Genomic DNA, 24,357 nt, shown 5'->3' with positions numbered 1-24,357 from the left:
GGGGACGCCCTCCGCGGGACGGACGGGCTGACCGGTGCGGGAAGGCTGACCGGGGCCGGAACGGCCGGGGGCGCCGAAGCCCCCGCCCGCGGGACCGCCTGCCGGGCCACCCGCCGCGGGACCGCCTGCCGGGCCGCCGGGGAGCGCGGCGCGCGAGGAGGAGCCGCCCTGGACCTGGTTGCGGGTGGGCAGCGCGCCGAGCCTGCTGGTACCGGCCGGCGCACCGCCGCCCTGCGGCTCGCGCCGCAGCGTGGCGGACGGACCGGCGCCCTGGCCGCCGTCGCCGGAGGGCCTCTTCTGCTGGCCGTTCTGCTGACCGTTCTGCTGGCCGCCGCGCTGGGTGACGTCGACCGGGAGCATGACCAGCGCGGTCGTACCGCCGGAGTCGGAGGGGCGCAGCTGGATGCGGATGCCGTGCCGCAGGGACAGGCGGCCGACCACGAACAGGCCCATGCGGCGGGAGACCGAGACGTCGACCGTCGGGGGGTTGGCGAGCCGCTCGTTGATCGCCGCGAGGTCCTCGGGCGACAGCCCGATGCCGGTGTCGTGGATCTCGACCAGCACCCGCCCGTCGGGCAGCGCGTGGCCGGTGACCTTGACCTTGGTCTGCGGCGAGGAGAACGAGGTGGCGTTCTCCAGCAGCTCGGCCAGCAGGTGCACCAGGTCGTTGACGACCCGGCCCGCGACCTCGGTGGTGGGAACGGCGTTCAGCTCGATGCGCTCGTACTGCTCCACCTCGGAGGCGGCGGCGCGCAGCACGTCCACCAGCGGCACCGGGCGGGTCCAGCGGCGGCCGGGCTCCTCGCCCGCGAGGACCAGCAGGTTCTCGCCGTTGCGGCGCATACGGGTCGCCAGGTGGTCCAGCTTGAACAGGGAGGAGAGCTGGTCCGGGTCGGCCTCGCGGGACTCCAGCTCGGAGATGAGCGAGAGCTGACGCTGGATCAGGCCCTGGCTGCGGCGCGAGAGGTTGGTGAACATCGCGTTGACGTTCCCCCGCAGCAGCGCCTGCTCGGCCGCGAGGCGGACCGCCTCGCGGTGGACGTCGTCGAACGCCGCGGCCACCCGGCCGATCTCGTCGCGGCTGTGGACGCCGACGGACTCCACGGAGGTGTCGACGTCCTGCGGGTCGGCCTCGGAGAGCTGCTTGACCAGCTCGGGCAGGCGGCGGTGGGCCACGTCCTGCGCGGTGTCCTGCAGCCGGCGCAGCGAGCGGATCATGGAGCGGGCCACGACGAACGCGCCGACCAGCGAGATACCGAGGACCAGCAGCACCAGGATGCCGTTGAAGAGGGCCGACTGCTGGGCCTCGGCCCGCAGCGTACGGGCCTGCTCGTCCATCTGCGTGAGCAGCGAGGCCTCGATCTTCCGCATCTGCTCGATCTTGACCTGGTCCTGGTCGAACCAGTCCAGGTAGGAGCGGTTCTCGCGGGAGATGCCCTTGGGGTCCTTCACCACACGCTCGGCGTACTCGTCGGCCGAGGTGATGTTGACGATGCCCTCGTCGAGCGGCTTGGTGAGCTCGGCCGCCTCGTTGTTGCCGTAGATGTCGTCGAAGCGCTTGCGGGCCGCGCTCTCGCTCTCCCAGGCGGTCCTGATGTACAGGTGGTCGTTGTCCGAGAGCTTGGGGCCGTCCTCGCGGGCCAGGCCGGCGCTGATGATCGCCCGCTGCATGGAGGCGTACTCCTTGGCGGAGGAGAACGCGGCCAGCGCACGGGTGCTCTGGATCATCTCAGGGTTGCTGGTGGCCTGCGCCATGTCCTGGGACAGGCTCAGCAGCGACTGGATCAGCTGGTTGTAGTCGTTGACCGTCTGCGAGATGTTGTCCGGGTTGTCGTACGCCCGCTCCCGGATGGTCTTGAGCCGGTTCAGCTGCCGGGTGATGTCCGTGATCGTGGCCCGGACGCCGGAGAGGAGCCCGGCGTCGGCCTCCTCGAGCGCGGGGGTGGCGTCGAAGAACGCCGCCTTGACCTGGTCGGTCTCCTCGCGGGGGCCGACGACCGCGTCGTCCTTGGGGTTGCCGGTGCCGGTCAGGGGGCCGGCCGAGCGGTCCCGCTCCTCCTGGAGCGCCGTCGCCAGCTCGGTGGCGCGCTCGGTCATCTCCGTGAGGAGCTTCATGTTGTCGAGCTGGTCGACCTCGGCGAGCGAGTTGTTGATGCTCAGCGCGCCAAGCGAGGTGGCCGTGACGACGGGAAGGGCCAGCAGCGAGACCAGCCGGGTGCTGATGCGCCAGTTGCGCAGGGCGAGGCGGGAGCCCGTCGCACCGGGCTCCTTGGGCTTCGGGGCGCCCTCGGCCTCGCCGTCCGGTCGCGCCTTGGCGCGCTTGCCCTTGTCGGCGTCGAGGGCCTGCTCCCGGCCACCGCTCTCCTGGGCGCGCTGTGGTGAGGAGCCGCGGTCGGTCGCACCGCGCAGCTCCGGGTCCCCCACAGCGCTGCCATCCCTCTTGAAACGTCCCTGCACTAGCGTCGCAACCTCTGGACCAGGCGTCCCCCCGCGAACGGCGGAACGGTATCGAGTCGGGAAGGCCCGAAGGACCCCCCTGACGGTCGTGAGTGACCGGCGCGCCCCCAAGTCTCCGCCACGCGGCGCTCCTGTGCGCCCCTTGCGCGCCGGGTCGTCTCCTGCGGCGGTCCGTGGAATTCCAGCACAGTGCCGGATCTCCAACAAGGTCCGTGGATAAGGCTGTGACATGCGTGACGCTACGCAGACACCCCGTGGCGCAGGGTGTAGGCGCATACGGCGCATCACGGACTTTTGGCAGTTGGCGCCACACGTGAGCCGCTACAGTGCCCACTGCCCCGGTAGCGACACCGGAGGGCGGATCGCCCGACATCGGGGCTTATGACCGTTTGGGCCACCACCCTTGACGGTCCGTTATGCGGCTTTTGCCCGCGGTTTCGTGAGTAAAATCACAGGCGGATCGTTATACGAGTCATCCCTGGAGGGGAATGGGGCCCCTTACGCTCAGCTTTACACAAGGCATGTAAACGACAAGAAGGCGAACGAGGCAGACTCGGTGAAGACCACGATGATCACGCGCAGTGTTGCCAACCCGCAGCGCACCACCCTGGCCCACCTCAGGGACGCCGGCGAACTGGCCCCGGCCGTCCCGGCCGAGGGTGCGGAGAACGGGGAGGGGACCGGGAGCCTTCCGGCCCAGACCGCCAACCCGCGCCGGACCGTCCTGGTTGACGCCCCCGTCGGCTGACCGGCTCCGCGACGACGGACCTCGTCGGCCCCGTACGCCTCGGGCGTACGGGGCCGAGCTGTGCCAGGGGGCGGTTCGCGCGGGACCGGCGACCGGTTCCGCTCCCGGTTCCCCGGCCTCCGGTCAGCCCTGCCAGCTGTGGGGGGCCCGGAAGCCGGAGGTGCGCTCCAGGCGGCGCCAGGGCGCGGTGCTGCGGCGCGGGCGGGAGGCGGCCGGGCCGGCCTGGTGGGCTGCTGCGCGGGCCATGAGCAGGGCGGTGACCGCGGCGAGCTCCTCCTCGCTGGCGTGACCCTTCTCCACACGGACCACGTCGGTGACGGCGGTGGCAGTGGCGGTGGCGGGAACGTTCACAGGGCTGGTCCTCACAGGTGTCACTGGGGCGGGTTGCCGTGCTTGCGGGCGGGCAGGTCGGCGTGCTTGGTACGGAGCATGGCCAGGGCGCCGATGAGGACACCGCGGGTGTCGGCGGGGTCGATGACGTCGTCGACCAGGCCGCGCTCGGCCGCGTAGTAGGGGTGCATCAGCTCTGCCTTGTACTCCTTGACCAGCTCCGCCCGGGTGGCCTCGGGGTCGTCGGCGGCGGCGATCTGCCGCCGGAAGATCACGCCCGCCGCGCCCTCGGCGCCCATCACCGCGATCTCGTTGGTCGGCCAGGCGTAGGTCAGGTCCGCGCCGATGGACTGGGAGTCCATCACGATGTACGCGCCGCCGTAGGCCTTGCGCAGCACCAGCGAGATCCGCGGCACGGTGGCGTTGCAGTACGCGTACAGCAGCTTCGCCCCGTGCCGGATGATCCCGCCGTGCTCCTGGTCCACCCCCGGCAGGAAGCCGGGCACGTCCAGCAGGGTGACGATGGGGATGTTGAACGCGTCGCACATCTGCACGAAGCGGGCGGCCTTCTCCGAGGCGTGGATGTCCAGCACCCCGGCCAAATGCTGGGGCTGGTTGGCCACCACGCCCACCACCTGCCCGTCCAGCCGGGCCAGCGCGCAGATGATGTTGGTGGCCCAGCGCTCGTGGACCTCCAGCATCTCCCCGTCGTCGACGATCTCCTCGATCACCGCCCGCATGTCGTAGGGGCGGTTGCCGTCGGCGGGGACGAGGTCGTACAGCACCTCGCTGCGCCGGTCGGCCGGGTCGGCGCACTCGGTGCGCGGCGGGTTCTCCCGGTTGTTGGACGGGAGCAGGGAGAGCAGGTAGCGGACCTCCTCCAGGCAGGTGGCCTCGTCGTCGTAGGCGAAGTGCGCCACCCCGGAGGTCGCGGCGTGCACGTCCGCCCCGCCCAGCCCGTTCTGGCTCACCTGCGCGCCGGTGACGGCCTGGACGACGTCGGGGCCGGTGATGAACATCTGCGAGGTCTCGCGGACCATGAACACGAAGTCGGTCAGCGCCGGGGAGTAGGCAGCCCCGCCCGCGCACGGACCCAGCATCACCGAGATCTGCGGGATGACGCCGGACGCCTTGGTGTTGCGCTGGAAGATGCCGCCGTAGCCGGCCAGCGCCACCACGCCCTCCTGGATGCGGGCGCCGGCCCCGTCGTTGAGGGAGACCAGCGGCGCACCGGCCGCGATGGCCATGTCCATGATCTTGTGGATCTTCTGTGCGTGGGCCTCGCCCAGCGCCCCGCCGAAGATCCGGAAGTCGTGGGCGTAGACGAAGACGGTGCGGCCCTCGACCGTTCCCCAGCCGGTGACCACCCCGTCGGTGTACGGCTTGCGGTCCTCCAGGCCGAAGCCGGTGGCGCGGTGCCGCCGCAGCGGCTCCACCTCCTGGAACGACCCCTCGTCCAGCAGCAGTTCGATCCGCTCACGCGCGGTCAGCTTGCCCTTCGCGTGCTGGGCCTCGGTGGCCCGCTCGCTCGGACCGCGCCGGACCTGCTCACGGATGGCGTGCAACTCCGCCACACGGCCACGGGCGTCACTCGCCGCGGGCGGCGTCTGGGACAGATCGGTCATGTTCAGACCCTACGAAACGGCCACGCTGTTCGCCGTCGTCGGATTCGTACAGTCTCAGCCCGCGATTCATGGCCACGCTGGACAGAACCATGCCCCTGACGCCTCTACACCAGGGAGGATCCCCAGTTTCCCCCGGTGTGGACTGTGGGAATCCCACAGTCCACACCGGGGGAGGCGTTCAGACCTGGGTGGGCGTGTCGTGACGGCCGGTCAGCCCTGGGGCTCGACGCCGGCGCGCAGCAGACCGTAGGTGTAGGCGTCGACGAGGGCCTGCCAGGAGGCAGCGATGACGTTGTCGGCCACTCCGACGGTGGACCACTCCCCGCCTCCGTCGCCGGTGGACACCAGCACCCGTGTGGTGGACTCCGTGCCGTGGGTGCCCGCCAGGATGCGGACCTTGTAGTCCACCAGCTCCATCTGGGCGAGTTCGGGGTAGATCCGCTCCAGGGCCAGCCGCAGCGCCCGGTCCAGGGCGTTGACGGGCCCGTTCCCCTCGGCGGTGGAGACGATGCGCTCGCCCTTGGCCCACAGCTTCACGGTCGCCTCGTTGGCGTGGGACCCGTCGGGGCGGTTCTCCACGATGGCGCGCCAGGACTCGGTGGTGAAGAAGTTCCGGGGACTCCCCTCCTCCCCGTCCCGCAGCAGCTCCTCCCGCAGCAGCAGCTCGAAGGAGGCGTCGGCGGCCTCGTAGCTGTAACCGCGCAGTTCGCGCTCCTTGACGCGCTCCACGATCCGGCCGACCAGCTCGCGGTCGCCGCCGAGGTCGATGCCCAGTTCCTGGCCCTTGAGCTCGATGGAGGCGCGGCCGGCCATGTCGGAGACCAGCATCCGCAGGCGGTTGCCGACCAGTTCGGGGTCGATGTGCTGGTAGAGGTCGGGATCCACCTTGATGGCGGAGGCGTGCAGTCCGGCCTTGTGGGCGAACGCCGAGACGCCCACGTACGGCTGGTGGGTGGAGGGCGTGAGGTTGACGACCTCGGCGATGGCGTGGGAGATCCTCGTCATCTCGCGCAGCGCGCCCTCGGGCAGGACCTTCATGCCGTACTTGAGCTGGAGGGCGGCGACCACCGAGAAGAGGTTGGCGTTGCCCACGCGCTCGCCGTAGCCGTTGGCGGTGCACTGCACATGGGTGGCGCCGGCGTCCACGGCGGCCAGGGTGTTGGCGACGGCGCAGCCGCTGTCGTCCTGGGCGTGGATGCCCAGGCGCGCGCCGGTGTCGGCGCGCACCGTCCGCACCACGGCCTGGACCTGGGCGGGGAGCATGCCGCCGTTGGTGTCGCACAGCACGACCACGTCGGCGCCGGCCTCGTACGCGGTGCGCACGACCTGCTTGGCGTACTCGGGATCGGCCAGGTATCCGTCGAAGAAGTGCTCGCAGTCGACGAAGACCCGCCGGCCCTGCTCCCGCAGGTGCTCCACCGTGTCGCGGACCATCGCCAGGTTCTCCTCCAGCGTGGTGCGCAGCGCCAGTTCGACGTGGCGGTCGTGTGCCTTGGCCACGATGGTGACCACCGGCGCCTGCGAGTCGACCAGCGCCCGCACCTGCGGGTCGTCGGCCGCCGCGACGCCCGCCCTGCGGGTGGCGCCGAACGCGACGAGCCGTGCGTGGCGGAAGTCGATCTCCTCGCGGGCGCGCCGGAAGAACTCGGTGTCCCGGGGGTTGGCACCGGGCCAGCCGCCCTCGATGAAGCCGACACCGAAGTCGTCCAGGTGACGGGCGATGGTCAGCTTGTCGGCGACGGAGAGGTTGATGCCCTCCCGCTGTGCCCCGTCGCGGAGCGTGGTGTCGAAGACGTGGAACGCGTCGCCGGGGGACGCGTCCCCCGGCTGCCGGGAGGCCGCGGCGTCGGTCATGCTGGTCTGGCTCCTGTCGATGGATGTAGGTCCGGAATGCTTGGCCCTACTTGTCCCCATCATCCCTCACGCCCTCGTTCCGGCCGGGTGGCGCCGGAAAACGAAAAGACCCCTCGCGGGTGCGAGAGGTCTGCGCGCGGGTCTGGGACACGGTGTCCGCCATCGCACCGGGTGTGTGCGTAGGCGGTCACTGCGGACCGGCGCGCCTGCTGCCGATAATCATGGCGAGGTGAGGCACGGGCACAGTCTGGCACGGATCCGCTCCGCGGATCGGGCGGTCTCACGATGTGGTCGGCCACGGTCGGCGGGGACCGGTGGAGGTGGGCGGTGGGAGGGGGCGGGACGGGAGGGCCGGGACGCTCGCGGCCCTCCCGCCCCGCCGGGCCGGACCCTCAGGCCAGCTTGTGCATCCAGCCGTGCGTGTCCTGCGCGCGGCCGGTCTGGACCGCCAGCAGCGCCTCGCGCAGCTCCATCGTGATCTCGCCCGGCTCGCCGTCGCCCACCGTCCAGTTCCCCGCGGCGGACTTCACCGCGCCGACCGGGGTGATGACGGCGGCGGTACCGCAGGCGAAAACCTCGGTGATCGAGCCGTCGGCGTTGCCCTCGCGCCAGTCGTCGACGGAGATGCGGGCCTCCTCGGTGCGGTAGCCCAGGTCGGAGGCGATCGTCAGCAGCGAGTCGCGGGTGATGCCCGGCAGCAGGGTGCCGGTCAGCCTGGGCGTGACGATGGTGGCGTCCCTGCCCGACCCCTTCACGAAGTACAGGTTCATGCCGCCCATCTCCTCGATCCAGCGGCGCTCGCCGGCGTCCAGCCAGACCACCTGGTCGCAGCCGTGCTCGGCGGCCTCGGCCTGGGCGACGAGGGAGGCCGCGTAGTTGCCGCCGGTCTTGGCCTCACCCGTTCCGCCGGGGGCGGCGCGCACGTACTCCTGCGACAGCCAGACCGAGACGGGCTTGACGCCGCGCGGGAAGTAGGCGCCCGCGGGCGAGGCGATCACCACGAACAGGTACTCGTTCGCGGGCTTGACGCCGAGCCCGACCTCCGCGGCGAACATGAAGGGACGCAGGTACAGGGACTGCTCGCCCTTGCCGGGCACCCACGCCCTGTCCTGCTGCACCAGCAGGTCGCACGCCTCGACGAAGGTCTCCACCGGCAGCTCGGGCATCGCCAGCCGGCGCGCGGAGCGCTGGAAGCGCCGGGCGTTGGCGTCCGGGCGGAAGACGGCGACCGAGCCGTCGGGCTGGCGGTACGCCTTCAGCCCCTCGAAGATCGTCTGGGCGTAGTGCAGCGTCATGTTCGCCGGGTCCATCTGGAACGGGGCGTACGGCTGGAGCTGCGCGTCGTGCCAGCCCCGGCCCTCGGTCCACCGGATGGTCACCATGTGGTCGGTGAAGTGCCGGCCGAAGCCGGGGTCGGCGAGCACCGCCTCGCGCTCCGCGGCGGACAGCAGCTGCGCGGAGGGCTTGAGGTCGAATTCGATACGGGGCGTCGTCATGGTGAGCGCGTCCTTCACTGGGTGTCGTGGTGGACCGCGCTCCCGTCGCCCCGGTCGGTACTAGGACGTCCGAGCTTCCCTGCGTACAGCGGCCCCATGTCCGATTATCGGGGGCAGCAGACCGCATGGGGTCACGGGTGGGCGGTCCTGGTGGTAGATGTTCGCACCCAACCGCCGAGTAGCCCAGCGGCCGGGCGCCTGCGGCCCGGCCGGACGGAGCGTACGGCCGGGCGTCAGCCGGCTACTCGCGCCGCGAGGGCGTCGCCGATCTCGTCGGTGGTGCGGGCGGCGGAGCGCTCCGCGAGGTCGGCCGAGACCGCGTCCTCGATGCGGGCCGCCTCGGGGTCGAGGCCCAGGTGCCGCAGCATCAGCGCGACGGACAGGATCGTCGCGGTGGGGTCGGCCTTGCCGGTGCCGGCGATGTCGGGCGCGGAGCCGTGGACCGGCTCGAACATCGACGGGAAGGCGCCGGTGGGGTTGATGTTCCCGGAGGCGGCCAGTCCGATGCCGCCGGTGACGGCGGCGGCGAGGTCGGTGAGGATGTCGCCGAAGAGGTTGTCGGTGACGATCACGTCGAAGCGCTCGGGCTGGGTGACGAAGAAGATCGTCGCGGCGTCCACGTGCAGGTAGTCGGTGGTGACCTCGGGGTACTCCTCGCCGACCCGGTCGAAGATGTTCTTCCACAGGTGGCCGGCGTGCACCAGGACGTTGTTCTTGTGGACCAGCGTGAGCTTCCTGCGCGGCCGGGCCTTCGCCCGCTCGTAGGCGTCCCGCACCACGCGCTCCACACCGTAGGCGGTGTTCACGCTGACCTCGGTGGCCACCTCGGCCGGGGTGCCGGTGCGCAGGGAGCCGCCGTTGCCGGTGTACGGGCCCTCGGTGCCCTCCCGGACGACGACGAAGTCGATGTCCGGGCGGCCCTCCAGCGGGGTCGCCGTGTTCGGGAAGAGCTTGGAGGGGCGCAGGTTGACGTAGTGGTCGAAGGCGAAGCGCAGCTTGAGCAGCAGTCCGCGCTCCAGCACTCCGGAGGGGACCGAGGGGTCGCCGATCGCGCCGAGCAGGATGGCGTCGTGCCCCTTGAGCCGCTCCAGCTCCGCGTCCGGCAGGGTCTCTCCGGTGGCGTGCCAGCGCTTCGCGCCGAGGTCGTACTCCCGTGTCTGCAGCTTCGCGTCCTGCGGGAGGACGGCGGACAGGACCTTCAGGCCCTGGGCCACGACTTCCCGGCCGATGCCGTCACCGGGGATCACTGCGAGGTCGATGCTGCGAGACATGGGAGGGACCATACCGCTCGTCCCAGGAGATGACACGCACTGTCCGCGATGCGGACCGGGTGCTCAGGCGCCGTACGAGTGCCGCCCGAGCATCGCCGTACCGCCGCACGAGCCGCGGCCGGGACCCTTCGGTTCCGGGCGCGGCCCGCACGGCGGCTCGTACGGCGGTGCGGCCTGGGGCGGCCCGCGTCCGGGCGGGCGTGGGCCGGAACGGGCGGCGGAGCCGGCCTCAGTGGCCGGTGGCGCCGCCGTTGTCCCGGCGGTCCAGCGCCCGCTGGAGGGCGGCGGCCGCGTTGCGGCGGTCGGCGTTGTCGTGGTGGTCGCGGGCGGTGTGGCGGGGGCGGCGGCGTGCGGTCGCGTCCATGGCGAACTCCCTGGGGGACGGAAGAACCGGAGGGTGGAAAGAGGAGGGATTCCCAAGCGCGCCGTAAGGGCGGGGGCGGCCGGTGCGGCAGGGGTCACCTGCGACGGGCACGGCGCCTCATCCGCCATTCGCTGATGGAGCGAGACGTTCGGCTCCTACCAAAGTAAGGGCTGAAAGCTGTAATGTCCCGCCGATTAGTTGGCCTTCCTACTATCTGAGACGGAACCTTCTCCGACCTGCGGTTTCGTCACTGTGACGCCGCACACTTCACCCGTTCGGGCGGGGGTTGGGGTCTTGTGGGCGCGCACGGGCGGACGGGCTCTAGCGTCACCGGCGTCGCACCCGTACCGCCGTACGCGCTGTACCGCGACGAAGAGCCCGCCCATACTTCAAGGAGGAGGTGCTACGCCATGACCGCTCTCACGCACGAGGCGCCCGAGGTCACCGAGGTCGACGAGACCGAGGAGGAGCCGGAGGCCCACGGAGGCCCGGAGGCCCCGCCCCGTGCCGATCTGGACGAGGCTCTGTGGCAGGCGTGGAAAACCTTGGAACTCCCCGAGGGCTTTCACGCCGAGATCGTCGAGGGGTCCATCGAAGTGTCTCCCACCGGCCGTCACTGCCACGGTCAGATCGTCAACCGCCTGCGCCGCGCCCTCGATAAGTTCCTCGACGGCGGCGACCACGCCGCCTACCAGGACATGAACGTCATCCACGAGCTGACGGCCTACGTCCCCGACCTGTTCGTCGCCCCCGAGGACGACGCCGAGCACGTCACCGAGGACGGGCTGGGGCTGAAGGCGTCCTGCGTGGAGATGGTCGTCGAGGTGGTCTCCCCCGGGCACCGCGCGATCGAGCGCGATCGCATCCACAAGCGCCGCGCGTACGCCCGCGCGGGGGTGCCGGTGTACGTCCTGATCGACGACCACGACGGCCACGGCACCGTCACCGTGCTGACCTCCCCCTCCCCCGGCGAGGCCGTCTACGCCGCCGAGACCCGCGTCCCGTACGGGACCGAGGTGGCGATCCCCGACGGCGCGGCGAAGGGCTTCGTGATCGGGGAGGCGATCACCGGCCCGCGCCGCAACGCCTGACACCGCCTGTCCCGCGCGCGGCGGCGCCCCCGTCCGGACGGATCCGGGCGGGGGCGCCGCTCATGGGCCGCTGAGGGAGGTCAGCCCATGTGGGGGTAGCGGTAGTCGGTCGGCGGGATCAGGTTCTCCTTGATGGAGCGGGTGGACGTCCAGCGCGTCAGGTTCTGCTTGGAGCCCGCCTTGTCGTTGGTGCCCGAGGCCCGGCCGCCGCCGAAGGGCTGCTGGCCGACGACGGCGCCGGTGGGCTTGTCGTTGATGTAGAAGTTGCCGGCGGCGAAGCGCAGCTTCTCGCAGGCGTGCGCGGCGGCGGCGCGGTCCTGGGCGATGACGCAGCCGGTCAGGCCGTAGGGGGCGACCGACTCCATCTGCTCCAGCACCGCCTCGTACTCCGCGTCCTCGTAGACGTGGACGGCCAGGATCGGGCCGAAGTACTCCTGCCGGAAGACCTCGCCGGCCGGGTCGGTGCAGGTGATGACGGTCGGGCGGACGAAGTAGCCGACGCTGTCGTCGCAGCTTCCGCCGGCGACGATCTCGCAGGCGGGGTCGGACTCCGCACGCTCGATGGCGGCCTTGTTCTTGGCGAAGGCGCGCTCGTCGATGACGGCGCCCATGAAGTTCGACAGGTCGGTGACGTCGCCCATGGTCAGGCCCTCGACCTCGGCCGTGAACTCCTCCTTGAAACCGCCCTCCCAGATGGAGCGCGGCACGTAGGCGCGCGAGGCGGCCGAGCACTTCTGGCCCTGGTACTCGAAGGCGCCGCGGGTCAGCGCGGTCCTGAGCACCGCCGGGTCGGCCGACGGGTGGGCGACGACGAAGTCCTTGCCGCCGGTCTCGCCGACCAGGCGCGGGTAGGTCTTGTAGTTCTCGATGTTGTTGCCGACCGTCTTCCACAGGTACTGGAAGGTCTTCGTCGAGCCGGTGAAGTGGATGCCGGCCAGGTCGGGGTGGGCCAGCGCCACCTCCGAGACCTCCTTGCCGTCACCGGTCAGCAGGTTGATGACGCCGTCCGGCAGCCCCGCCTCCTCCAGCAGGCGCATCAGCAGCACGGCGGCGTGCGTCTGGGTCGGGGACGGCTTCCAGATCACCGTGTTGCCCATCAGCGCCGGTGCGGTGGGGAGGTTGCCCGCGATGGCGGTGAAGTTGAAGGGCGTGATCGCGTAGACGAAGCCCTCCAGCGGACGGTGGTCCATGCGGTTCCACACGCCCGGGGAGTTGGCGACCGGCTGCTCGGCCAGGATCTGGCGGGCGTAGTGGACGTTGAAGCGCCAGAAGTCGATCAGTTCGCAGGGGGTGTCGATCTCCGCCTGCTGCGCCGTCTTGGACTGGCCGAGCATGGTGGAGGCGGCCATCGTCTCGCGCCAGGGACCGGCCAGCAGTTCGGCGGCCCGCAGGAAGACCGCGGCACGGTCGTCGAAGGAGAGCGAGCGCCACATCGGGGCGGCGGCCAGCGCCGCGTCGATGGCCTCCTGCGCGTCCTGCCGGGTGGCGTGGGCGGCGGTGCCCAGCACCGCCTTGTGGTTGTGGGGCTGTACGACGTCGAAGCGCTCGCCGCCGCCCAGCCGCCGCTTCCCGCCGATCGTCATCGTCAGGTCGATCGGGTTCTCGGCCAGCTCCCTGAGCCTGGTCTCGAGACGGGCGCGCTCCGGGGTGCCGGGTGCGTAGGTGTGCACCGGCTCGTTCACCGGCGTGGGGACCTGGGTCACAGCGTCCATGAGCCGTGCCTCCTTCGAGGGTTCGGTTCTGTCGTCGTGCGTCGGGGCCTTGCGCGGTCGCGCCCCGCTCAGCCTCTGGTGGCCAGCGAGCGCAGGAAGAACGCCAGGTTGGCGGGGCGCTCGGCCAGGCGCCGCATGAAGTACCCGTACCAGTCGGTGCCGTACGGGACGTACACGCGCATCCGGTGGCCGGCGCCGGCCAGCCGCTCCTGCTCGGCGGTGCGGATGCCGTACAGCATCTGGAACTCGTACTCGTCCGGCTTGCGGCCGGCGCGGCGGGCCAGTTCCTGGGCGATGGCCACCATCCGCGGGTCGTGGGAGCCGATCATCGGGTAGCCCTCGCCCGCCATCAGGATCCGCAGGCAGCGGACGTACGCCCGGTCGACCTCGTGCTTGTCCTGGAGGGCGACGGAGGCGGGCTCCTTGTAGGCGCCCTTGACCAGCCGGACGCGGGAACCCTCGCCGGCCAGGGCGCGGCAGTCGTCCTCGGTGCGGTACAGGTACGACTGGAGCACCGCGCCCGTGGCGGGGAAGCGCTCGCGCAGCTTCGCCAGGATGGCCAGCGTGGAGTCGACCGTGGTGTGGTCCTCCATGTCCAGGGTGACGGTCGTGCCCGCCTCGGCGGCGGCCTCCGCGACCCGCAGGACGCCCTCGTAGGCGATGTCGTCGCCGTCCGGCAGGGACTGCCCGAAGGCGGAGAGCTTCACCGACATCTCGGCCCGCACCCCGAGGCCGGCCTCCCGCAGCGCCTCGGCCAGGGCCAGGTAGGCGTCGCGGGCGCGCAGGGCCTCGGTGCGGTCGGTGACGTCCTCGCCCAGGTGGTCGAGGGTGACCTCCAGGCCCCGGCCGGTCAGGGAGCGGACGGTCTCCATGGCCTGGTCGAGGCGCTCTCCGGCGATGAAGCGGTCCACCACGGGACGGGTGACCGGTGCGGCCGACACGACGCGGCGGATGTTGTCGCTGCGCGCGGCCGCGAGGAGCACGGGACCCAGCACGGGGCACCTCCACGGGCGGTTCTCTGACGGTGTTCGAGCGGCTGGTGAGCCTCCGTCGAAACTAAGGATCGCTCCGCTTTCCCGCCATCGACAGCTGTCACGCTTCCGTGGCCCGGATCTCATACACCTGTATGACAATGGCGGTGTCCGCGGGTGTGCCGCGGGCGGTGTGCGAAAGGCGGCGCGGAACGGTGCGCGAGGACTACCAGGCGCTGATCGACGAGGTGACCGCTCTCCTCGGTACCCCCGCGACACTGGAGAACCGCGACTTCGGGCTGATCGCCTTCGGGGCACACGAGGGGGAGGGCGACGAGGAGGACGGCGCCCTTCTGATGGACCCGGTGCGCACCCGCTCGATCCTCCGGCGCCGCTCCACCGCCCGGGTGCGGGCGTGGTTCGAGAGTTTCGGCATCACCCGGGCGGTGGAGCCCGTACGGATTCCGCCGGACCCGTCGGCCGGGGTGCTGCGGGGCCGGATCTGCGTGCCGGTGCGGCACGGCGGTGTGGTGCTGGGCTACATCTGGCTGCTGGACGACGGTGCGCTGGAGCTGTCCGACCCCCGGCTGGCGGACGTACAGGCCGTCGCGCGCCGCATCGGCGCGCTGCTGGCCGACGAGTCCCGGGCGGGTGCGCGCCGGGGCGAGCTGCTGTGCGCCCTGCTCACCGCGGCGCCGGGGCACCGGGCGGCCGCGGAGCTCGCGGAGGCGGAACTGGCCGGGGAGCTGGGGCCGGTGGCGGCGGGGCCGCTGGCGGTGGTGGCCGTGGTGCCGTGGGAGGGCGAGGCGGAGACGGAGGACCGGTCGGCGGCGGCGCCCGGGATCCCCGGCGCGGTCGCGATGTGCGCGGTGCCGGGGGCGGGGGGACTGGCCGTGCTGGTGCGGCTGCGCACCCCCGGCGGCACGGATCCGGCCCGCACCGCCGCCGAACGGCTGCTGCGCTCACCGCGTGCCGGGGCTGCGGCGGGGATCGGCGAGCCCTGCACGGGGCTGCGCGGGGTGCCCGGCGCCTGGCGGCAGGCGCTGGCCGCGGCGCGGGCGGCACGGGCGGAGAGCAGGTTCGGACCGGTGGCGCGGTGGGACCGGATCGGGCCGTACCGGCTGCTGGCCCTGCTCGCCCGCCCGTCCGGCTCGCCGGCGGCCGGTGCGCCGGACCCGTCGGTGCGGGCGCTGCTGGAGCCAGGCAACCGGGAGATGGCCCGTACCGCAGAGGCGTTCCTGGACTGCGCGGGCCAGGCGGGCCGCACCGCGGCGCTGCTGGGCGTCCACCGGCAGACGCTGTACTACCGGCTGTCGCGGGTGGAGCAGCTCACCGGTCTCGACCTGGACGACGGCGAGGACCGGCTGCTGCTGCACATGGCGCTGAAGACGGCGCGGCTGCTGAGGGGCTGACGGGCCCGCCTCCACGGAGGTGCCGGCCCCGGCCGCGGCTCGGCGGAACGCCACGGCCCCGGCGCGGACGTCCGCGCCGGGGCCGTGGCGGTCTGCGGATCCCACCCCGGAAGTTCACCCGGGGGAGGGACCTGTGATCAGTCCTCCAGGTTGACGTTGCGGGCCGAGGTGGCGCCGATCTCCTGGGCGATCTCACCCATCACCGGAGCCGGGATGGGGCCGTCCACGGTGAGGGCGACCAGTGCCTCACCGCCCTCCTCGGCGCGGGAGACCTGCATGCCGGCGATGTTGATACCGGCCTCGCCCAGGATGCGGCCGACGGTGCCGACCACGCCGGGACGGTCCGCGTACCGCAGGAAGGCCATGTGCTCGGCCAGCGCCAGGTCGACGTCGTACTCGCCGACGGCGACGATCTTCTGGACGTGCTTGGGACCGGAGAGGGTGCCCGAGACCGAGACCTCCTGGCCGTCGGCCAGGGTGCCGCGCACGGTCACCACGTTGCGGTGCTCCGGGGACTCCGAGCTGGTGGTCAGCCGGACCTCCACCCCGCGCTCCTGCGCGAACAGCGGCGCGTTGACGTAGCTGACCGTCTCGTCGACGACGTCCTCGAAGACGCCCTTGAGCGCGGAGAGTTCGAGCACCTTGACGTCGTGCTGGGTGATCTCGCCGTAGACCTCGACATCGAGCCGGACGGCGACCTCGCCCGCCAGCGCGGTGAAGATCCGCCCCAGCCGCTCGGCCAGGGGCAGCCCGGGCCGGACGTCCTCGGCGATCACGCCGCCCTGGACGTTGACCGCGTCCGGGACCAGCTCGCCGGCCAGCGCCAGCCGCACCGAGCGGGCTACCGCGATGCCCGCCTTCTCCTGGGCCTCACCGGTGGAGGCGCCCAGGTGCGGGGTGCACACGACGTTGTCGAAGGCGAACAGCGGGGAGTCGGTGCACGGCTCGGTGGCGTACACGTCCAGGCCCGCACCCGCGACCCGGCCCTCCTTCAGCGCCGACAGCAGCGCCGCCTCGTCCACGATGCCGCCGCGCGCGGCGTTGACGATCCGCACGCCCGGCTTGACCTTGTGGAGCGCCTCGTCGCCGATCAGCCCCAGCGTCTCGGGGGTCTTGGGCAGGTGGACGGTGATGAAGTCGGCGGTCTCCAGCAGCTCGTCCAGGGAGAGCAGCTTGACGCCCATCTGCGCGGCCCGGGCGGGCTGCACATAGGGGTCGTAGGCGACGACCTTCATGCCGAAGGCGGACATCCGCTGGGCGACCAGGACGCCGATCCGGCCGAGGCCGACGACGCCGAGGGTCTTCTCCGACAGCTCCACGCCGGTGTACTTGCTGCGCTTCCACTCGCCGTTCTTCAGGGCGGTGTTGGCCTGCGGGATGTTGCGGGCGGTGGCGATGAGCAGGCCGCAGGCCAGCTCGGCCGCGGTGACGATGTTGGAGGTCGGCGCGTTGACGACCATCACGCCGGCCTTGGTGGCGGCGGAGACGTCGACGTTGTCCAGGCCGACTCCCGCCCGGGCGACGACCTTCAGCCGCCGGGCCGCGGCGATGGCCTCGGCGTCGACCTTGGTGGCGCTGCGCACCAGGATCGCGTCGACGTCGGCGATGGCGGTCAGGAGCTCGGCTCGGTCGGCTCCGTTGCAGTGCCGGATCTCGAAGTCCGGGCCGAGGGCGTCGACCGTGGCCGGGGAGAGTTCTTCGGCGATGAGTACTACGGGTTTGCTCACTTCGGTCTTCAGTCCTCACTGGTCCGTGCCGGCGGCCGCGTCCCGACGGCCGAGGGCGGTGGAGGTGGGCAGCCGCGTGGAGACGCACGACGCTGTGAGCCTGTGACGCGCTTGTGTGTGCAGTGTATCGGCGGAGGGGCGGCCCCGGTGGCCGATCACCGGGGCCGCCCCGTCCCGTCGCGGGCCGCGGCGTCCACCTGCGGGCGGGTCGGGCGGCGCCGGGCCGTCCGCGACGGCCCGGCGGTCCGCTCAGTTCTCGTCGTCGACCCAGCTCATGAGCTTGCGCAGCTCACGGCCGGTGGTCTCCAGCAGGTGGTCGCCGTCGGCCTTCTTGTACTCGTTGTACTTGGGCAGGCCGGCGTTGTACTCGGCCATCCAGTTCCTGGCGAAGGTGCCGTCCTGGATCTCGGCCAGGACCTTCTTCATCTCGGCCTTGGTGTTCTCGTTGATGATCCGCGGGCCGGTGACGTAGTCGCCCCACTCGGCGGTCTCGGAGACCGACCAGCGCATCTTCTCCAGGCCGCCCTCGTACATCAGGTCCACGATCAGCTTCAGCTCGTGGAGGCACTCGAAGTACGCGATCTCGGGCTGGTAGCCGGCCTCGACCAGGGTCTCGAAGCCCGCCTTGACCAGGGCCGAGGCGCCGCCGCACAGCACGGCCTGCTCACCGAACAGGTCGGTCTCGGTCTCCTCGGTGAAGGTGGTCTTGATGACGCCGGCGCGGGTGCCGCCGATGCCCTTGGCGTAGGACAGGGCCAGCTGGAAGGCGCCGCCGGTGGCGTCCTGCTCGACGGCCGCGATGCAGGGGACGCCGCGGCCCTCCTCGAACTGGCGGCGCACCAGGTGGCCCGGGCCCTTGGGCGCGACCATGCAGACGTCCACGCCGGCCGGGGGCTTGATGAAGTCGAAGCGGATGTTGAAGCCGTGGCCGAAGAAGAGGGCGTCGCCGTCCTTGAGGTTCGGGGCGATGGACTCCTCGTAGACCTTGGCCTGGATCGGGTCCGGCACCAGGACCATGATCACGTCGGCCTCGGCGGCGGCCTCCGCCGGGGTGACCACGCGCAGTCCCTGCTCCTCGGCCTTCGCCCGGGACTTGGAGCCCTCCGGGAGGCCGACTCGGACGTCGACGCCCGAGTCGCGCAGGGACAGGGCGTGGGCGTGGCCCTGGCTGCCGTAACCGAGGACCGCGACCTTGCGGCCCTGGATGATGGACAGGTCGGCGTCGTCGTCGTAGAACAGCTCGGCCACTTGGGATATCTCCTTGTTGTTCTTGCCGCACCGGCGGTCTCGCCGTACGGGTCGGGGGTGCGGGGCCCGTCCCCGCAGCCGCCGCCTGAGCCACCGTATGCCGGTGCGGGCGGGGACGGGCTGGGGTCTCGCTATGCGGTCCGGTCGAGCGCGCGCAGCGAACGGTCGGTGATCGACCTCGCTCCGCGGCCGATCGCGATCGTGCCGGACTGGACCAGTTCCTTGATGCCGAACTGCTCCAGCATCTTGAGCATGGCCTCCAGCTTGTCACTGCTGCCGGTCGCCTCGATGGTGACGGCCTCCGGGGAGACGTCGACGGTCTTGGCGCGGAAGAGCTGGACGATCTCGACGATCTGCGAGCGCGTCTCGTTGTCGGCGCGGACCTTCACCAGGACGAGTTCGCGCTGGACGGCGGACCCCGGCTCCAGTTCGACGATCTTCAGCACGCTGACGAGCTTGTTGAGCTGCTTGGTCACCTGCTCCAGCGGGAGGTCCTCGACGTTGACCACGATGGTGATGCGGGAGATGTCGGGGTGCTCGGTGACGCCGACGGCGAGCGAGTCGATGTTGAAACCGCGACGGGAGAACAGGGAGGCGATCCGGGCGAGGATGCCGGGGGTGTTCTCCACCAGGACGGAGAGCGTGTGCTTGGACATCGGGCTGGGTGCTCCGTTCCTCTGGGTACTCAGTCGTCGCTGTCGCCGAAGTCGGGGCGGACGCCGCGCGCCGCCATGACCTCGTCGTTGGAGGTGCCGGCCGCGACCATCGGCCAGACCATGGCGTCCTCGTGGACGATGAAGTCCACGACCACGGGGCGGTCGTTGATGGAGTTGGCCTTCTCGATCACCGCGTCGAGCTGCGCGGGGTCCTCGCAGCGGATGCCGACGCAGCCCATGGCCTCCGCCAGCTTCACGAAGTCCGGGACGCGGGTGCCCCTGTTCTCGGGGCTGACGGCGTCCGGGCCGCTGTGCAGCACGGTGTTGGAGTAGCGCTGGTTGTAGAAGAGGGTCTGCCACTGGCGGACCATTCCCAGGGCGCCGTTGTTGATGATCGCGACCTTGATCGGGATGCCGTTGAGCGCGGCGGTCACCAGTTCCTGGTTGGTCATCTGGAAGCAGCCGTCGCCGTCGATCGCCCAGACGGTGCGGTCCGGGACGCCGGCCTTCGCTCCCAGCGCCGCCGGGACGGCGTAGCCCATGGTGCCCAGGCCGCCGGAGTTGAGCCAGGTGGCGGGCTTCTCGTACTTGATGAAGTGGGCGGCCCACATCTGGTGCTGGCCCACGCCGGCGGCGAAGACCGTGCCCTCGGGGGCCAGCGCGCCGATGCGCTCGATGACCTGCTGCGGGGCCAGGGAGCCGTCCTCGGGGTGGTCGTAGCCCAGCGGGTACGTCTCGCGCCAGCGGTTCAGCTGCTGCCACCACTCGGTGTGGTCGCCGGTGTTGCCCGCCTCCTGCTCGGCGCGCACGGCCACGATCAGATCGGCGATGACCTCGCGGGCGTCGCCGACGATCGGGACGTCGGCGGTGCGGTTCTTGCCGATCTCGGCCGGGTCGATGTCGGCGTGCACGATCTTCGCGTACGGCGCGAAGGAGTCCAGTCTGCCGGTGACGCGGTCGTCGAAGCGGGCACCGAGCGCGACGATCAGATCGGCCTTCTGCAGGGCGGTGACGGCCGCGACTGTGCCGTGCATGCCGGGCATGCCCAGGTGCTGCGGATGGCTGTCGGGGAAGGCGCCCAGCGCCATCAGGGTGGTGGTCACGGGGGCGCCGGTCAGCTCGGCCAGCACCTTCAGCTCGGTGGTGGCCCCGGCCTTCAGGACGCCGCCGCCCACGTACAGCACCGGGCGGGCGGCCTCGGTGATCAGCCGGGCGGCCTCGCGGATCTGCTTGGCGTGCGGCTTGGTCACCGGGCGGTAGCCGGGCAGGTCCGTGGCGGGGGGCCAGGAGAAGGTCGTCCGCGCCTGGAGGGCGTCCTTGGCGATGTCCACCAGGACCGGGCCCGGTCGGCCGGTGGAGGCGATGTGGAACGCCTCGGCGATCACCCGCGGGATGTCAGCCGGGTCGGTGACCAGGTAGTTGTGCTTGGTGACCGGCATGGTGATGCCGCAGATGTCGGCTTCCTGGAAGGCGTCGGTGCCGATCGCCTTGGAGGCCACCTGGCCGGTGATCGCGACCAGCGGGACGGAGTCCATGTGCGCGTCGGCGATCGGGGTGACCAGGTTGGTGGCGCCGGGGCCGGAGGTGGCCATGCAGACGCCGACCTTTCCGGTGGCCTGGGCGTAGCCGGTGGCGGCGTGGCCCGCGCCCTGCTCGTGGCGGACCAGGACGTGGCGCACCCGGGAGGAGTCCATCATCGGGTCGTAGGCGGGCAGGATGGCGCCCCCCGGAATGCCGAATACCGTGTCGGCGCCGACTTCCTCGAGAGAACGGATGAGGGACTGGGCTCCCGTGACGTGCTCGACGGTGGCGGGCTGCGGCTGCGCTCCGCCGGTACGGGCCCGCGGCTGCGGGCGGGGGGCCCCGGTGGCCTGCTCGGTCATCACTTGTCTCTTCTCGGAGAGTTGAGGGTTTGACGCTCGTTGTAGATGGCTGTGGGTGGGTCGCGCTCGAGTGCCGCTGGCACCGGTGCAACAAAAAACCCCTCGTGCCGTCAGGCAAGCGAGGGGAGCGCGTCGATGTCGTCCACAGGGCGGGCGTGCCCTGTGTCAGTCGACGCGCTTTCCAAGTACGAGAATTCGGGTGCGCATGGCACTGACCTTCCTCCCGTGGTGCCTGAGGTGTCAAGTGGGTGGGACGGACGTCTCACTATTTGAGCGCAATGGGGGATGTGCCGCCGGGCCGTGCACGGCCGGTCCGCTCCTGCGCGCGGGCAGCGAACCGGCGACCACCACCGAGCGGCCGACCCCGGAGAGACGCTGCTCCTCACCGGAGACGGGGTAGCTCCCGCGGGCCAGTGCACGCCTGAGCCGGTGCTCGTCCAGGGGCTTGGAGAAGGCGGCCCCCTGGGCGTGGGTGCAGCCCAGGGCGCGCAGGGCCGCGGCCTGCTCGGGCAGGTCCACGCCGTCGGCGACGGAGAGCATCCCGAGGTCGTCGGCGATCCGCAGCAGCCCGGTGGTGATTTTCCGCACCCTGGGTGAGTCCAGCACGCCGTCGACCAGGGCGCGGTCCAGCCTGAGCGTGTCGGCGGGGAGCCTGCGGAGCGCGGCGAGGCCGGAGTGGGCGCCGCCGAAGCCCTCCAGGGTGATGCCGACCCCGATCCGCCGCAGCGCGGTGACCCACAGCTCCAGTTCGTCCAGGGAGACGCGGGGGTCGGTGTCGGCCAGCTCGACGACGAGGGCGTCGGGCGGCAGTCCGTGCCGGGACAGCAGCGCCTCGACGGTGGCCGGGGTCGTCGAGCGGTCGGTGAGGCGGCGCGCGTCCAGCCGTACGGACACCGGTACGCGGTAGCCCGCGTGGTGCCGTTCGGCGGCCTGCTCGACGGCCCTGCGCAGCAGCCACCGGCCCGCGTCCGCGCCGCCGTCACCGCGGGCGTCCGCGGCGGGGACGTGCGGGGGCTGCGGGCCGTACTGCCCCGGCGGCGCGGGCTGGGCCTGGAGGGCGGGCTGGGGCCCGCCCGGCGGGAACAGCACGCCCCGGGCGGAGCGCCTGCGGGCCTGGGCCGCGACCGCGGTGATCTTCCCGCTGGAGAGTTCGACCACGGGCTGGTGGAGCAGCGCGAACTCGCTCTCGGCCAGCACTCCGCGCAGCCGGTCGGTGGTCAGCTCCGCCCGGCGGACGGCCTCGGCCTGCGGCTGCGAGGCGTACAGCTCGACCCGGTTCTTGCCCGCCTGCTTGGCGCGGTACATCGCCAGGTCGGCGTGGCGCATCAGCACGGCCGGGGTCACTCCGGGCTCGGCGAAGGCCACTCCGATGGAGGCGGCGACCCGCGCCTCGCCGCCCTCGACCCGGTAGGGCCGGGAGAGGGTGGTGCGCAGCCGCTCGGCGATCTCCAGGACGCGGTACTCGCGCTCGGCCCGGTCGCACTTCCCGTCGCCGACGATGAGCGCGGCGAACTCGTCGCCGCCGAGCCGGGCCGCGGTGTCCCCCGCGCGTACGGCCTCCCGCAGCCGGCGGGCCGCCTGGACCAGCAGCTCGTCCCCCGCCTGGTGTCCGATGGTGTCGTTGACGGCCTTGAAGCCGTCGAGGTCGATGTAGAGCACCGCCGTGTGGCCCGCCCCGGCGTCGCCCCTGCGCCGGCCGCCGAGCGCCTGGCGGACGCGCTCGGTGAACAGCGAGCGGTTGGGCAGGTCGGTCAGCGGGTCGTGGGAGGCGTTGTGCTGGAGCTGGGCCTGGAGCCGCACCCGCTCGGTCACGTCGCGGCTGTTGAAGATCAGGCCGCCCTGGTAGCGGTTGACCGTGGACTCCACGTTGAGCCAGCGGCCCGAGGCGTGCCGGATGCGGCACTCGATGCGGGTGGAGGGCTCCTCCCGGGGCGGGGTGGCCAGGAAGCGGCGCAACTCGTGCAGGACCCGGCCGAGGTCCTCGGGGTGGATGAGGGAGGCCAGTTCGGAGCCGACCAGCTTGTCCGGCTCGCGGCCGTAGACACCGGCGGCGGCCGGGGAGACGTAGCGCAGCATCCCGGCCGGCGAGGCGATCATGATGACGTCGCTGGACCCCTGCACCAGTGACCTGAAGTGGTTCTCCTTCTGGGCCAGTTCCTGGGTGAGGCGGATGTTCTCCATCAGCATGATGCCCTGCCGGAGCACCAGGGCCAGGACGACGGTGCAGCCGGTGAGCAGCACCACCGGGTCGATGGCCCCGCCGCCGCGGACGTTGTAGAGGATCCCCAGGGTGCAGACGGCGGCCGCCAGGTACGGCGCCAGAGCGGCCAGCGATCCGGCCACCGCTCCGTTCACCGGCGCGGGCGTGCGGGCGGCCCGCCCCGGGGGCGCGGACCGCCCGCCGCTCCCCTCCCGGGCCCCGACCCAGGGGGCGTACGCGAGCAGCAGCGAGCCGGCGAACCAGCCGGCGTCGAGGATCTGGCCGGAGGAGTAGTTCTCCCGCAGCAGGGGCGAGGTGAACAGGGCGTCGCAGAGCACGGTGAGGGCGAGGGCCCCGATGACGGTGTTGACCGCGGACCGGTGGGCGGACGAGCGGCGGAAGTGGAGTGCGAGGACCATGCTGATCAGCACGATGTCCATCAGGGGGTAGGCCAGCGAGAGCGCCACCAGGGAGAGGGACTCGCCCCGCCAGTACGAGGGGTGGTCCAGCGCCAGGCTCCAGGAGAGGGTGAGCAGCGAGCCGCCGACCAGCCAGGTGTCCAGGACCAGGCGCGTCCAGCCCGCCCGGGTGACCGGCCGTTTGGCGAGGACCAGCAGTCCGACGATGGCCGGGGGCGCGAACAGCAGGAAGCAGAAGTCCGCAGCCGAGGGGCTGGGCACGGGAACGCCCAGCACGACCTCGTACCAGCCCCAGATCCCGTTGCCGAGCCCGGCCATGGCCGAGGAGATCCCGAACAGCGTCCAGGCGGGCCGGAACGGCGTGTCCGGGTGGGTGCGGGCGTAGTGCACACACGATCCCGCGGCCGTGAAGGCCGCGGCGCTCAGCCCGAAGTCGCCCATGAACAGCGCCACCGCAGGCGATCCCCAGCCCAGCGCCGCGCCAACCGCGTACGCGCCGCACACGGCGGCCAGCAGCAGTCGCGGGAACGCCCGCCCCTCCCCGGCGCCCGCCCCGCCGTGCGGGCGGGCCGTGCGGGGCAGCCGCGGGAAGCGCGGCTGTTCCGCCCCCCGGGCGCTCATCGCGCCGCCTCCGGGTGCGGCAGGCCCTCTCCCGGCCCGGGACCCACGGGCCGGGGCCGTGTCCAACACCGTTCGTGCGTCCGGTGGTTCGTCCGGTGGCCGTGCATGTCGCCCGTCCCCCCTCACTGGTCTGGTACACCCCCGGATCGGACGATACACCAGGTCGGTCACTCAGGGACATAGGTCTTCTACACAGCGTGACGGATGGATGAATTGCCGATACAATCCGCAGCCACTCGTATCCGGAGCGTGCGGGTGACGGTGTGGGCGGT

At 71.9% G+C, this 24,357-nt stretch carries 17 protein-coding genes; 3 read left to right on the top strand and 14 right to left on the bottom strand.

The window, feature by feature from the left end; genetic code table 11:
• Positions 1–2,457, bottom strand: a 2,457-nt coding sequence (locus tag ACLIYP_RS11440; RefSeq protein WP_412713021.1) for a sensor histidine kinase, incomplete at its 3' end; no start/stop codon positions are given.
• A gap of 556 nt (positions 2,458–3,013) precedes the next feature.
• On the opposite strand from ACLIYP_RS11440, the gene ACLIYP_RS11435 reads away from it, so the two are divergent.
• Complete coding sequence (locus ACLIYP_RS11435; RefSeq protein WP_412713020.1) at positions 3,014–3,205, top strand: hypothetical protein; 192 nt, start codon at positions 3,014–3,016, stop codon at positions 3,203–3,205.
• 123 nt (positions 3,206–3,328) lie between these two features.
• Here ACLIYP_RS11435 and ACLIYP_RS11430 read toward each other — a convergent pair whose 3' ends face one another.
• From ACLIYP_RS11430 to ACLIYP_RS11405, 6 genes are all read right to left on the bottom strand, one after another.
• Complete coding sequence (locus ACLIYP_RS11430; protein ID WP_412713019.1) at positions 3,329–3,556, bottom strand: acyl-CoA carboxylase subunit epsilon; 228 nt, start codon at positions 3,554–3,556, stop codon at positions 3,329–3,331.
• A gap of 20 nt (positions 3,557–3,576) precedes the next feature.
• A complete protein-coding gene (locus ACLIYP_RS11425) occupies positions 3,577–5,160 on the bottom strand; it encodes an acyl-CoA carboxylase subunit beta (RefSeq protein ID WP_412713018.1) in 1,584 nt (527 codons plus the stop codon).
• Between the two features lie 210 nt (positions 5,161–5,370).
• A complete protein-coding gene (gene cimA, locus ACLIYP_RS11420; protein WP_412713017.1) occupies positions 5,371–7,014 on the bottom strand; it encodes a citramalate synthase in 1,644 nt (547 codons plus the stop codon).
• Positions 7,015–7,406: 392 nt separating this feature from the next.
• Entirely contained in the window at positions 7,407–8,510 is a 1,104-nt protein-coding gene (locus ACLIYP_RS11415; RefSeq protein WP_412713016.1) for a branched-chain amino acid aminotransferase, read from the bottom strand.
• Between the two features lie 233 nt (positions 8,511–8,743).
• Positions 8,744–9,781 (bottom strand): 3-isopropylmalate dehydrogenase, encoded by a 1,038-nt coding sequence (locus tag ACLIYP_RS11410; protein ID WP_410536280.1) that lies wholly within the window; start codon positions 9,779–9,781, stop codon positions 8,744–8,746.
• A gap of 229 nt (positions 9,782–10,010) precedes the next feature.
• Positions 10,011–10,145, bottom strand: coding sequence for a hypothetical protein (locus tag ACLIYP_RS11405; RefSeq protein ID WP_093663306.1), 135 nt, complete (start codon positions 10,143–10,145; stop codon positions 10,011–10,013).
• Positions 10,146–10,555: 410 nt separating this feature from the next.
• Here ACLIYP_RS11405 and ACLIYP_RS11400 point away from each other — a divergent pair, with 410 nt between their 5' ends.
• Complete coding sequence (locus tag ACLIYP_RS11400; protein WP_412713015.1) at positions 10,556–11,236, top strand: Uma2 family endonuclease; 681 nt, start codon at positions 10,556–10,558, stop codon at positions 11,234–11,236.
• An 80-nt stretch (positions 11,237–11,316) separates the two neighbouring features.
• On the opposite strand, the gene pruA is transcribed toward ACLIYP_RS11400, so the two are convergent.
• On the bottom strand, positions 11,317–12,948 hold the full coding sequence (pruA, locus tag ACLIYP_RS11395) for an L-glutamate gamma-semialdehyde dehydrogenase (protein ID WP_412713014.1): 1,632 nt from the start codon (positions 12,946–12,948) through the stop codon (positions 11,317–11,319).
• 68 nt (positions 12,949–13,016) lie between these two features.
• Positions 13,017–13,943 (bottom strand): proline dehydrogenase family protein, encoded by a 927-nt coding sequence (locus ACLIYP_RS11390; RefSeq protein ID WP_093663303.1) that lies wholly within the window; start codon positions 13,941–13,943, stop codon positions 13,017–13,019.
• Positions 13,944–14,134: 191 nt separating this feature from the next.
• Between ACLIYP_RS11390 and ACLIYP_RS11385 the strand changes: the two genes are divergently transcribed.
• Positions 14,135–15,331: a PucR family transcriptional regulator gene (locus ACLIYP_RS11385; protein ID WP_412713013.1), complete on the top strand. Its 1,197-nt coding sequence runs from the start codon at positions 14,135–14,137 to the stop codon at positions 15,329–15,331.
• A gap of 137 nt (positions 15,332–15,468) precedes the next feature.
• On the opposite strand, the gene serA is transcribed toward ACLIYP_RS11385, so the two are convergent.
• The 5 genes from serA to ACLIYP_RS11360 form a co-directional block, all read right to left on the bottom strand.
• Positions 15,469–17,058: a phosphoglycerate dehydrogenase gene (serA, locus tag ACLIYP_RS11380; protein WP_412713012.1), complete on the bottom strand. Its 1,590-nt coding sequence runs from the start codon at positions 17,056–17,058 to the stop codon at positions 15,469–15,471.
• A gap of 249 nt (positions 17,059–17,307) precedes the next feature.
• A complete protein-coding gene (gene ilvC, locus ACLIYP_RS11375) occupies positions 17,308–18,306 on the bottom strand; it encodes a ketol-acid reductoisomerase (RefSeq protein ID WP_412713011.1) in 999 nt (332 codons plus the stop codon).
• 131 nt (positions 18,307–18,437) lie between these two features.
• Positions 18,438–18,962, bottom strand: coding sequence for an acetolactate synthase small subunit (gene ilvN, locus ACLIYP_RS11370; protein WP_101254885.1), 525 nt, complete (start codon positions 18,960–18,962; stop codon positions 18,438–18,440).
• 29 nt (positions 18,963–18,991) lie between these two features.
• On the bottom strand, positions 18,992–20,845 hold the full coding sequence (locus ACLIYP_RS11365) for an acetolactate synthase large subunit (protein ID WP_412713010.1): 1,854 nt from the start codon (positions 20,843–20,845) through the stop codon (positions 18,992–18,994).
• A gap of 240 nt (positions 20,846–21,085) precedes the next feature.
• The gene (locus ACLIYP_RS11360; RefSeq protein ID WP_412713009.1) at positions 21,086–24,085 is read right to left on the bottom strand and encodes a putative bifunctional diguanylate cyclase/phosphodiesterase; all 3,000 of its coding nucleotides are present in this window, start codon (positions 24,083–24,085) and stop codon (positions 21,086–21,088) included.
• Positions 24,086–24,357: the final 272 nt, after the last annotated feature.

The organism is Streptomyces nanhaiensis (assembly GCF_046614825.1).
GTDB classification, from domain to species: Bacteria; Actinomycetota; Actinomycetes; order Streptomycetales; family Streptomycetaceae; genus Streptomyces; species Streptomyces radiopugnans.
This window is presented reverse-complemented; position numbering and strand designations above follow the sequence as displayed.